Source organism: Pantoea sp. VS1, from assembly GCF_002207995.1.
GTDB classification, from domain to species: Bacteria; Pseudomonadota; Gammaproteobacteria; order Enterobacterales; family Enterobacteriaceae; genus Pantoea; species Pantoea dispersa.
In genome coordinates this window covers 1-12,139 of sequence record NZ_NHZE01000088.1, presented here as the reverse complement: position 1 = coordinate 12,139, position 12,139 = coordinate 1, and the positions used below count along the sequence as shown (strand labels likewise).

Genomic DNA, 12,139 nt, shown 5'->3' with positions numbered 1-12,139 from the left:
GCTCTGCCCGCTGGCCCTCACCCTAACCCTCTCCCGCATGCGGGAGAGGGAACCGTTCAGTGCGGTTTCGCAGACCTGCGCTTCACCTCAACCCCCGCCCGATCAGCCCGCTCCTGACCCCACCCCGCTAAAACGCCACATCCACCACCACGCTATCGCTGTAATTGCCCGCTGCGGGCGTATTCTGCGTGGTCAGAATCTGCGCCGTATAGGTAAAGTTGCGCGTCACGGTATCCGCATTGAGCGATGTCGAGGTCGCGCTGCTCCAGCGGTCGCTGCCGCTCGGGCCCCAGCGGTTGGTGGTGGTGGTGCCTTTATAAATATCGTACGCCAGCCGGTTGGTGCCGCTCGCCATCTGGCGCGTGGTGCCGCTGTAATAGCTGCCATTACTCAGTCCCACCGTATACGTGCTGCCCTTTGAACACACCACGTTAATCGTCTGCTGCACGGTAGAAAAACTACTGACCAGCGGCGCACTGCCGAAGCTGACGTTCGGCGCCGTAATCGTGGTGCAGTCGTTGGTGATCACCATATTCACGGTGATCGGCATCGCCGTCCCGCTGCTGCTCTGCACCGTGCCGACGCACACGCCGGCCACATTTAACCCGGCGCACACGTTATAACTCACCGTCAGCGTGATGGTGGTGGTGTAACTGCCGGCGGCGATCACCTGGCCGGGCACGGTACGGAAATAGAGTGGAATGACAAAATTGAGGCTGTTGCCGAGCGCCAGCAGCGCGGAAGAGTTCCAGCGATAGCTGCCGCCCTGGCGCAGTTCGGTGGCACAGGCACTGTCAATGCACAGCTGAATCGGCACGTTATCGGTGCCGCTGGCCGACGCCTTCATGGTGGCGCGCGTGCCGCTCAGGTAGTTGGCGGTGGTAAACGCATAGGCGACGTAATCGCTGCCCAGCAGGTTGAGCGTGCCGGTGCCGCAGTTAACGTTGGTGTTACTGGAGGTATTGACCGCCGTCGACTGTACGTAAAACGTGGTTTGCGTGCCAAAGCTGGCGCTGGGGGCCGAAAGCGAACAGAGCGCGTAGCTGCTGGCCGGCAGCAGCCACAGCAGCAAGAACAGAAATTTCCTCATGGCGAGATCCCTGACTGTGAGTTGTTGGCGGCATTCACTGCCGTACCAGGCGCGGCAGGCGGCAGCGGGCAGGTGAGTGGACCGTAAGTCTGCAGCGCTTTAGGCTGCCCCTCAGCGATAGCCAGCGTGGTTTCGCACTGGCGTCCGTCCGGCGTCACCACGCGCATCGGGTTGCTGGCGCTGAGATCTTCCATCCACACGAGGCCGTCCCAGCCGACATATTCGGTGGCGCGATCGCGGCGCAACACCTGGCTGGAGACCGGCAGCGGCTGGCCGTCGCTGTCGTGCAGGACCACGCTGGCGGCGCGCAGGCGCTCCACCGGGAAATTCAGCAGATAGCCACTTTTGCGCTTCACCGCGAAGCGCTGTTCCACTTTGGGCGCGGTCATGTCAGCCGGCAGATCGAGGGTATCGATATCGTACTTCGCGCCGTAATAGCTGCTGATGGACGGCACCAGCAAATAGCCGGCGTCATCGGTGCGGCCCATCGTCTGGTTTTCGTAGCGCACCGTCACGTCCGGATAGCGGGTTTTCACCACCACAAAGGCATCGTTGATGTTGTTGGCGGCGAACACATGGTTGTCCATCAGCACCAGCGAGCCGGTGAAATCGGCCCACTGCGTGGTGTTGTCATCGTCGCCGTAAAAGCCGGCGGAAGTATCAATCTTGTTGTTGCGATAGCGCAGGCTGCCCTGACGATAATCGCCGCTGTCGCCGCCCTGATGCGCCCATGACGCATCGTAAGCAAAACCGCCGTCGCTCGGCATGGCGCGCGACACGTACAGGCGCTGATTGCTTTGTCCCTGCTGATCGCGCTCGACGCTAATTGATGCGCTGCTCTGTTCGCCAAACGGAATCACCAGCGAAATCGCGCCGCTCCAGTCGCCCTGTTGCTGGTCGCGGCTGGCGGAGATGTACAGGCTGCTGTTGCCCCACAGGTTTTTACTCCACGATAAATTCCACAGGCGGGTGCGATCGCCGCTGCCGCCGGCGATGTCCAGATACGCCAGACCGAGGCTGCCGTACTGGCTGAGCGACAGGCTGGCGGTGTACTGCGCACTGCGTCTGGCGAGCGAATAGCTGGTATTGGCGCTGTCGCCGCGGCTGCCGACCAGCGCCAGGTTGCCGAAATCCGCGCTGCGCAGCGTGTGCTGAGTGCCGAGGCTGAACAAGCTGTTGTTGTACTGGTAACCCCAGCTGTACTGGGTGCCGGGCCTGCCGTCCAGCCGGCTCTGCGCCAGTGCGGCGTTGATGACGCCAAGGCTGCCCAGCTTCACCAGCGCGCCGGCACCGCCCATCGCCACGTCACTGCTGCCTTCGGCGTGCGATTCCAGCGTCAGCCAGTCGCGCAGGCCGTAACGATAGGAGCCGCTGGCCGCCGCTGCGCCGTAATCAAAGTTTTTGATGCCGTAGTTCTCGCGAATCGCCCCGGCGGAGAAGGCGTAATCGGACAGGCCGGTTTTCAGCAGGCTGCTGGAGACATAGAACGGCAGCGTTGTCGTCACCTGACGGCCGACCGCGTCGGTGGTGGTGATCACCGCATCGCCCGCCCCGTTAACGAACGGCACATTGGTCAGCGACCATGGCCCCGGCTGCACGTTGGCCTGCGCGCTGCGATAGCCATTGATAAACAGATCGACTGACGACGGCACCGCCGCCTGGCCGCTAAAGGCCGGCAGCGGGTAGGTGACCAGATCCGGCCGTACGCTGAAGTCACGCGCGATCTGCACGCCGCCAAGGCGCACGCTGTTGCTCCAGCCCAGCGCATCCGTAATTAAATCGCCGGCGCGCCAGCTCAGCGCGGCGTTCTCGTTCTCGTTGCTGTACCAGGTGTCGTAGCGAATGTAACCCTGCTGCTGGCCGCGGGTGTCGCCCGCAAGCTGCTGAATATAGACACCGTTGCTGGAGAACTGGCCGGCCGGACCGAACAGGCGTAGCTCGTTCCAGCTGGAGAGGCGCGAACCGGCGTTGTCGGTGCGCGTAGCGTAGAAGTCGTAGTTGAGCAGCGCGCCGTTGCTGGCCTGGCCGGGATAGCGCGGACCGTTTTGCGGCTGACCAAGCATCTGCTCCGGCAGCCAGGCGGGCGGTACCGTCAGCAGCAGGCGCTGGCGGCGTTCATCGTATTCCACTTTGACCTCCCCCAACTGACCGGGAGCGACCTGTTCGCCAGCCAGCTTCGCCGCCGGAATGCCGGCGCGCTGCAGATCGCCGCTGCGCAGCCAGAACTCACCGTCGCGCCGCTCGACCGGCACAATCTCGCCCCGTTCGCGCTGGTTCACCACCAGTTCCAGCATGTATTGCTGGCCGCTGGCGCTGTGGCTGACGGCAGGCGGCGGTGGCAGCTCAGAGAAAGTCTCTGCGCTGCTCAGCGGGGAAAAGCACAGCACGCTGGTCACCGCCAGCGCGCAGGGAGGCGGCGTCAGCTTCATCAGTGCGCGGCAGCGCTGCGCCAGTGAGTTTTATTCACCTCGGCCGCGAGTTCACCGCTCACCGGGCTGTTCAGCGGCCAGCGGTGGCTGCTGTTAGCCAGCACATAGCCAAACAGGCCGTTGCCGAGCGCGCGACCGCCGACGGTGACGTTGCTCAGGCGCGCGTGGCCGTTGCCGCGATTGGTCAGCTCCAGCCAGCGTTTGCCGTCGCGGCTGACCTGACGCCAGCTGAGGTCGGCTTTGGCGCTGTCGCGCGTCAGGCCATCGCCATAGACAAACAGCGGCACCGAGTAGCGCATCTGAAACGTCAGCCCGGCCTGATTCTCGCCCGGCGAGCGCGGCGTCGGGATCTCGTCCAGCACCACGCGATAGGCTTGCTCCACGCCGGCGGGCGGCGCGCTCTGGCGAATCAGGCGCACCAGCTGCTTCTGCCCCGGCTCCAGCCGCACCATCGGCGGGCTGGCGACCACCTGCTGCTGCGTTTGATACTGTTCCTGGCCGTCAATCTGCTGCCAGTTGAAGATGCGCACCTGCATGATGGTGGTGGCGTTACCGCGATTCTCCAGCCACAGTTCGCTGGCTTTTTCCTGCGGATTGATGGCGGGATCGATCGGCCAGATCATCAGCGAGTTGGCAGCGAAGCTGGCGGGCGACAGGGCCAGAAGAAACCACAGAAGCAGGGCGCGCAGGCTCATCATCATTCATCCTTTTTATGCTGCCGTCACCAGCTCAGGGTGACGGTTAACGTATCGGTATAAGTCCCGGCGCGCGTCGGGCCGGGCAGGGTTAACAGGCCATAAATCGGCAGCACGATGTTATTGGCGTTGCTGTAACTCAGCGCCACCGGCGAGTTAACCGGAATCGCCGTGGTGTGCGCTGCGTTGGTATACAGGCTGTAGGCCACGGTATCGGTGTTACTGGTGTGTTTGAGATTGCGGCTGCTGGTGTAATTGCTGCCGCCATTGATGCTCATGCTGAGGGCGGTACCCGGCGTGCAGGCGAGGGTGAGGGTGGTACTTTGCACGTAGCTGGCGCTGACGCTGCTGCTCGCCACGCCCGACTGGGTGCCAAAATTCAGCGTGCCAAACACGCCGGTATTGGTACCGGAAATCACGCAGCCTGCCACCACTGACGCAGAGACCTGGAAGGTGGCCGTCGGCAAACCCCAGGCCGGGACGCTCCCTATCAGCAGGGCCAGGCTGCCAGCACGCAGCAGCCAGACCATCCTTCTTACCCCACCGCTGGCGTCAGTAGTTCACCGCCACGTTAATGGTATCGGTGTAGGTACCGGCCGGAATCAGTGGGTTAAAGCCGCCGCCGACCACCCGACCGTAAATGGCATAGTTGGTGCCAAGCGTCGGATCGGTGGTGCCGCTGGCGGCAATGTTGGTGTTGTTGGCAATGGCGGTGGTAAACGCGGCGTCGCTGTACAGCGTGTAAGCAATGCCCTGCGTATTGTTGGAGCCAAGGATCAGGTAACGCGGCTGGCCGCTCACCGTACCGTAAATGGTGGCCGGTGCCGGATTACTGCTGGTGACCTGCACATTGAAGGTTTGGCCGGTGGTGCAGCGGACAAAAATGCCGTTCCCGGATGCCCCCACCAGGGTGGCGTTTAAGGTATCAAAGGTTGCAGCGCTGCTACCGAAGTTCAGGGTACCGAAGTTAACCCCGCTGGTGGCGGACTGACCGTTCACCAGACAGCCGGTGGTGAGCGTCAATGTGGCATTGATGGTTCCCGTTGTGGTGGCAGCAAAAACCGTTGCAGGGGCGAGCGCGGCGCTCAGGCTGGTAGCCAAAAGAAAAAGCTTGAGTTTCATAATCAATCCTTACTGATTATCCAAGGTCAGTGCTTTTTCGCCTGGTGATTCATTAATGAAACGAACCCGTAAATAACAAGACGCCGCGATCGGCAAACGAACTTAATGCCCTGCCACCTAAGAAAATTCTTAAAGGCTGAGTTAGTGATTTATATCAGTTTTATTTACTATAGAACACCCTTTTGCCGCTTGTACAACGCACCGGAGAATTTTCGCTAATCAATTTCTCCTTTTCGCCGATAACGCAGTCATAACAAGGGCTGGCGGCCCATTAAAAAAACCAAACGGCAAGTGTTTTCCCCCTCTACCGCGACTTCAGGTTCAATGCTATGTTCATGCATTAATCAGATATCATTACTTTTCCCGACCGCGACAGACGATGAGAATAAAAAATAGCCGTGCAATACCTCCAGTTATTTATGGATCTGTTTTTGTGTCGCCACAGCGCGGGTGGTCATTAGCTGCCTCTCATTGATGTTTTCACTTTTTCTGTTGTTAATTGACGATACCGCACCTGCGCCGCCGCGGGTTGAGTTGAGGAGCGCACATGTTGCTGGTTACCTGGGATAGCGTTCTGGTTGCCGTTTCGCTGATTGTGGCGTTTATCGCGGCGTTTACGGCGCTGGATACCGCCGGGCGCGTCGCCGTGTCGCGCGGCCTGCTGGCGAAACTGTGGCTGGTGGCCGGCGGTACGGCGATGGGCATTGGCATCTGGGCGATGCACTTCATTGGCATGCTGGCGATGATGATGCCGATGACCATGCGCTATGACATTCCGCTCACCGCCTTCTCGCTGCTGCTGGCAATTCTCACCAGCATCTTTGCCTTTGCGCAGGGCCTGCAGGGCAGCCATCTGACGCGCCGCCGGCTGCTGCGCGGCACGGTGATCCTCGGCAGCGGCGTGGTTGCCATGCACTATCTTGGCATGCTGGCGCTGCTGATTGAACCCGCCATTCACTGGGATTTGCGCCTGGTGGCACTGTCGGTACTGATTGCCTACGGCGCATCCGGTGCCGCGCTGTGGCTGGCGTTTCACCTGCGCCACGGCGAGAGCCTGCTGCTGATGCGCGCCTGCGCGGCGCTGGCGATGGGGGTGGCGATTGCCGGCATGCACTACACCGGCATGGCGGCCGCGCAGTTCAGCGCACCGGGCAGCATGCAGCACCACGGCATGGGACAGGAGGGGCTGGCGGTGTGGGTGACCATCATCACGCTCACCATTCTCGGTCTGACGCTGCTGATCTCGATGCTGGACGCCCAGCTGCGCGCGGCGCGTCTTGCCGCCCGGCTGCGGCGCGCCAACAGCGAGCTGCGCCAGCTGGCGCTGCACGATACTCTCACCGCACTGCCCAATCGCGTGATGCTCGACCAGCAGCTCAGCACGCAAATCAAACAGGCGACGCTGGATGACCAGCCCTTTGCCCTGATGTTCATGGATCTCGATGGCTTCAAAGCGGTGAACGATACCTGGGGGCATCACGTCGGCGATCGTTTGCTGGTTGCCGTGGCGGAACGGCTGCGCACCCAGCTGGAAGCGGACATTTTGCTGGCGCGCCTCGGCGGCGATGAGTTTGTCATGCTGTGTCCGCAGTACGCGGCAACCCAGGCTGAAGCGCTGGCGCAGCGGCTGGTGCACCGCATTGATGCGCCGTTTGAGCTGGATCGTTACTCGCTGCGCGTCTCGCTCAGCATCGGCATTGTGATCTTCCCGCAGCATGGCCGCAGCCCGCAGGAGATGATGTTCAACGCTGACTCGGCCATGTACCACACCAAGCACAGCGGGCGTAACGGCTGGAGCCTGTTTGAACCGGTGATGAGCGCGGTGGCACAGCATCAGCTGGCGCTGGCCAACGATTTATGGAACGCGCTGGAGTGCCAGGAGATGCGCCTGTTCTACCAGCCGAAGTTTCGCGCGGGCGGGACCATTCTGATGGGTTTTGAGGCGTTACTGCGCTGGCAGCATCCGCGCCGCGGCTTGCTGATGCCGGATATGTTTCTGGCGCGCGCCGAGAAAACCGGCCAGATTGTGGCGCTCGGTAACTGGGTGATCAACGAAGCCTGCCGCCAGCTGCGGCAGTGGCAGGACGAGGGCAACCGCGACTGGAGCGTCTCGGTTAACCTGTCCGCACTGCAGTTTCATCAGCGCGATCTGATCGACACGCTGCGCCAGACGCTGCAGCGCTATCAGCTGCCGGAAGGCGCGCTGATGCTGGAAATCACGGAAAACATCGCCATGCGCGATCCGCAGTTCAGCCAGCAACGCATCGCCGAACTGCAGCGGCTTGGCGTCAAAGTGGCCATCGACAACTTCGGCATTGGCTACGCCAATCTGCTGCACCTCAAGCATCTTGAGGCCAGCGAGCTGAAAATTGATCGCGCCTTTATTAACAGCCTGCGTGCCGACAGCGAGGATGCAACCGTGGTAACCGCCATGCTAACGCTGGCGCAAAGCCTTAACCTGCGCATGGTGGCGGAGGGCGTGGAGACCGAAGAGCAGCAGCGCCTGTTGACCGGTCTCGGCTTTGACACGCTGCAGGGGTATCTGCTGGGCAAACCGACGCCGGCGGAGCGCATCGGCGAATTCACCGCATCACCGCCGATTGCACCGCACTTTCCTGATAACGTGCTGCCGCTCACCGGCGCCTGACCAGCAATTTTTGTTCTCCTTCACATCGGAAGCTTTCATCGTTCAGTGACTCATATCGGCAGCCGGTCTGCCGATAATTTCAATTATAAAACCAACATTTTCTTTTTCATTTCAACAACACCACAGCTGACTTAACACAGCTTTTTTATATGGGAAATCACTATGTTAGTGACTTCGTACGATGCGTTTACCGTTCTCGTTTCGATACTGGTAGCGATGCTTGCCTCGTTTACCGCGCTGGATATGGCGGGACGCGTCGCTTCCTCCAGCGGCCGGGTGGCGCTGGTCTGGCTGCTGGGCGGCGGCTTCGCCATGGGCGTGGGCATCTGGGCCATGCACTTTATCGGCATGCTGTCGATGAGCCTGGATATGGTGATGAGCTACGATCCGCTGCTTACCGCCGCCTCAATGGTGGTGGCGATTCTCGCCTCCATCTTTGCCCTGTGGCTGGTGTGCTCGTCCGGCGACTTGCCGTGGCGACGGCTGCTGGGCGGCGCGCTGGTACTGGGTTCCGGCGTGGTGGCGATGCACTACACCGGCATGGCGGCGCTGATGTTTGAGCCGGGCATCAGCTGGAACTGGGGCTGGATTGCGGTTTCGGTGCTGATTGCTCTGGTGGCTTCCGGTGCCGCGCTGTGGCTGGCGTTCAACCTGCGCGAAGGACATGGCCGCGTCACGCTACTGCGCGTCGGGGCGGCCGTGGTGATGGGCTGCGCCATTGCCGGCATGCACTATACCGGCATGGCGGCGGCGAACTTCCCGATGCACAGTCACGCCACCCATCACGGCGTGAACAGCGACTGGCTGGCGATGCTGGTCACAGTAGTGACGCTGGCGATTCTCGGCATTACGCTGCTGGTTTCGATGCTCGACGCGCGTATGCAGGCGCGCACCTCGATCCTCGCGCGCTCGCTGGCGGAGGCCAACCGCGAGCTGGCACAACTGGCGCTGCACGATAACCTGACGCGACTGCCGAACCGCATCCTGCTGGAGGATCGCCTCGAGCAGGCGATCAACAAGGCCAACCGCGAGCGCTCGCAGTTTGCGCTGATGTTTATGGATCTCGACGGTTTCAAAGCGGTCAACGATGCCTTTGGTCACCACGTCGGCGATAACCTGCTGATTGCGGTAACCGAACGCATGACCGACCAGATGAAAGGGCACTACACGCTGGCGCGGCTGGGCGGTGACGAGTTCGTGCTGCTGATTGAGATCGGCGATCCCAACGATGCCGCAGCGGTGGCGGATGCGCTGGTAAAAGCCGTGGATCGCCCGTTTAGCGTGTCACGCTACGAGCTGATGGTGTCGCTGAGTATCGGCATCGCCGTTTATCCCGGTGACGGCAAGGACGAGCGCGAGCTGATGTTTAACGCCGACGCCGCGATGTATCACACCAAGAACAACGGCCGCAACGGCTACAACTTCTTCCAGCCGTCCATGAACACGCTGGCGCAGTCGCAGCTGCAGCTTAATAACGATCTTTGGCAGGCGCTGGATAGCAACGAGCTGCGTCTGTTCTATCAGCCTAAGTACTGCGCGCCGAGCGGGCCGATCATTGGCTTCGAAGCGCTGCTGCGCTGGCAGCACCCGACGCGCGGCCTGCTGACGCCGGACAAGTTTTTGCCGATTGCCGAGAAGACCGGCATGATCATTAATATCGGCAACTGGGTGATCAACGAGGCCTGCCGCCAGCTGCACATCTGGCACCAGCAGGGCCATCCGCACTGGTCGGTGGCGGTAAACCTCTCTGCCTTGCAGTTTGAGCAGTGCAACCTGGTCGACACCGTGACGCAGGCGCTGGAACAGCACCAGATCCCGGCGGAGTTGCTGACGCTGGAAGTCACCGAAACCACGGCGATGCGCGATCCGGAAGAGAGCGTGCGCATCCTCACCGAGCTGACCAGCATGGGGGTAAAAGCCTCAATTGATGACTTCGGCACCGGCTACTCCAGCCTGCTGTATCTCAAACGCTTACCGGCCAGCGAGCTGAAAATCGACCGCGCCTTTGTTAACGAGCTGCAGGCGAAATCGGAAGATGCCACCATCGTTTCCGCCATCGTCGCGCTGGCGCAGTCGCTGGATCTCAAAGTGGTGGCCGAAGGCGTGGAAACCCAGGATCAGCAGGCGTTCCTCACCGGGCTCGGCTGCGACACCCTGCAGGGCTTCCTGCTGGGCAAACCGCTACCGCCAGAGCGCATCAGCGAGCTACCGGATTTTGTGAAGGACAAACCCGCGGCGCTGACGGCGGCGGAGTAGAGGCTGGTTTCTGCCGCCTGGAGCTCCTCTCTCCCGCGTGCGCGCTGTGTGTTTTTCACCCTCACCCGCGTGCGCGCTGTGTGTCTTTTCTCCCTCTCCCGCGTGCGGGAGAGGGCCGGGGTGAGGGCCAGACCGCACCCAACCCAACAAAAAAGCCGCAGCATCCCTGCCACGGCTTTTACCTCAAACTCACCTAAAAGGAGGAGAAAAAACTCACACCAGCTCGACTTTCACCCCTTCCTGCACCAGCAGTTCAGCATCGCCGTGGTTATAGACGCTGTAATCAATGCCAGCAATGGTGACGGTGCCATTCTGTTGCACCCAGCTGACATTATTCTCTGATTCCGGTATCAGGTCTTTTAACTTAACGACATCTCCATTATCACCATTGACTTTCATCTGGGTATTACTGTTTTCTATAAATAAATTCATCTCGCCATGCTGAAGAATCGTTTTTACATCGACCAGTAAATCGTTATCGATTTTGTCAGACATGTTAATGGTATTAACTGTCCCTTTTTCTGTCAGCAGGTTAGCTAAATCGAAACTACTTTGTTCACCACTCAGGCTAATGACCTCATTGTTGGTTTTTATATTAGCGAGGTGATTATCTGTTTTTTCTTCGACAGGTTTAATACCGATATTGTCTATCGCGAAATCGTTACCGTTTCTACTCGAGGTACCATTGGTAATAGCTACCTTAACTTTTTTTGTTTCGGTTGCCGTATAGTAACCTGTGTAATGTGTCCAGCTTGTTTTTTGAAGTGTTTCCGGAATGACCGATTGTCCATCAATGCTCATCCCGAGTTTTGATTTATAATCGCCACTTGATGTATGTTGAAGGGCATCATAAGAAACTTCATAAGTTTTTCCTTTTTCCACAATGATTGTACGGTAAGCAACTTCTCCGTTGTAGCCATCGGTGGTACCATTCGTCATACTACCCAACTGATTTGTTCCGTTGCCACTCCATTTTTTTACTGTCAGCTCTCCGGATTGGCCATATTTACCCGCAGCCTTCCATCCTTGTAATGTTCCATCATTAAAATCCCATAAATAGCCTTGTGATTCTTTTCCTGAATCGGTTACGTTGATAGCGAAAGTGTTACTCCACTTCGGTGTGCCAGGCTGGTTAGTGTTACTGGCACGAAATTCCCAGCCAGTCTGTTCTTTAAGTCCTGGCGATTGCCATGACCAGTTACCATCTTTATCTACAACAGTAGTACCGCCTGCCACCCATGGATTACCAAACTGACCATACTCAATAGTAATAATTTGTCCCGGAAAACCTGTACCTTTCAATATAGGTGTTAAATCATCTGTAAAACCGCCGTGTTGTATCAGCCCGGTTGAAGGGAGTGAATCATCAAACGCACCTAAAATGACTGGCACTTCCGGTTGGATATTTAGATCAAATGGTAATGATTGTTCACCTGATTCATCTGCCTTAGCGATAAACTGCCAGCTGCCACTGTGCAGGTTTTCTTCCGGAATAAATGACCAGTTGCCTGCGTGATCTGTTTTGATTGAGTGGCCGGTTTTCCAGTTGCCGTTCAGAGATCGATATTCGATGAATACCACTGAGTTAGCTTCAGCCACACCTCGAATTTCTGGTGTCGCATCGTCTGTTGTCGCGCCGGATTTTAACGCGCCAGTTACTTTACCAAAGTTATCATACGCACTGATGATCTGTGGCGTTAAAGCGGCATCGCTGACTATCGTCAGGGCAAAATCGCTGTTGCTGTTGTGCGCCTGAGCATTATTACTGGCCGAGAACTGATAGCTTCCCGGCGAGATGCGGTCGGTTTCATACACCCAGCTGCCATCCGCGCCAGCCTGCACGCTGCCCAGGACTTCCCAGTCGCTCAACGCGTTACGGAAGTGAATATAGACAATGCTG

At 59.0% G+C, this 12,139-nt stretch carries 8 protein-coding genes; 2 read left to right on the top strand and 6 right to left on the bottom strand.

From position 1 onward, the window contains the following. Window positions 1–127: 127 nt before the first annotated feature. Genes CBW22_RS23435 through CBW22_RS23415 form a run of 5 tightly spaced genes read right to left on the bottom strand, consistent with a single transcriptional unit; the run spans window position 128 to window position 5,336 of the window. Window positions 128–1,090, bottom strand: a complete 963-nt coding sequence (locus CBW22_RS23435; protein ID WP_088518019.1) for a Csu type fimbrial protein — start codon at window positions 1,088–1,090, stop codon at window positions 128–130. Beyond that, window positions 1,087–3,519, bottom strand: coding sequence for a fimbria/pilus outer membrane usher protein (locus tag CBW22_RS23430; RefSeq protein WP_088518018.1), 2,433 nt, complete (start codon window positions 3,517–3,519; stop codon window positions 1,087–1,089). Before CBW22_RS23430 ends, CBW22_RS23435 begins: the two co-directional genes overlap by 4 nt. After that, window positions 3,519–4,217 (bottom strand): fimbrial biogenesis chaperone, encoded by a 699-nt coding sequence (locus CBW22_RS23425; protein WP_441339124.1) that lies wholly within the window; start codon window positions 4,215–4,217, stop codon window positions 3,519–3,521. Before CBW22_RS23425 ends, CBW22_RS23430 begins: the two co-directional genes overlap by 1 nt. Window positions 4,218–4,240: 23 nt before the next feature. Beyond that, window positions 4,241–4,744: a Csu type fimbrial protein gene (locus CBW22_RS23420; RefSeq protein WP_088518017.1), complete on the bottom strand. Its 504-nt coding sequence runs from the start codon at window positions 4,742–4,744 to the stop codon at window positions 4,241–4,243. 22 nt (window positions 4,745–4,766) lie between these two features. Next, a complete protein-coding gene (locus CBW22_RS23415; RefSeq protein ID WP_021509578.1) occupies window positions 4,767–5,336 on the bottom strand; it encodes a spore coat protein U domain-containing protein in 570 nt (189 codons plus the stop codon). 547 nt (window positions 5,337–5,883) lie between these two features. Between CBW22_RS23415 and CBW22_RS23410 the strand changes: the two genes are divergently transcribed. Together CBW22_RS23410 and CBW22_RS23405 are read left to right on the top strand one after the other, a co-directional pair. Continuing rightward, window positions 5,884–7,983: a putative bifunctional diguanylate cyclase/phosphodiesterase gene (locus tag CBW22_RS23410; RefSeq protein WP_088518016.1), complete on the top strand. Its 2,100-nt coding sequence runs from the start codon at window positions 5,884–5,886 to the stop codon at window positions 7,981–7,983. Window positions 7,984–8,145: 162 nt separating this feature from the next. After that, window positions 8,146–10,239 carry a putative bifunctional diguanylate cyclase/phosphodiesterase gene (locus CBW22_RS23405; protein ID WP_088518015.1) on the top strand — a complete coding sequence of 698 codons (2,094 nt, stop codon included), beginning with the start codon at window positions 8,146–8,148 and terminating at the stop codon, window positions 10,237–10,239. A 213-nt stretch (window positions 10,240–10,452) separates the two neighbouring features. Here CBW22_RS23405 and CBW22_RS23400 read toward each other — a convergent pair. Then, a partial coding sequence (locus CBW22_RS23400; protein ID WP_176428176.1) for an Ig-like domain-containing protein occupies window positions 10,453–12,139 on the bottom strand: 1,687 nt, incomplete at its 5' end.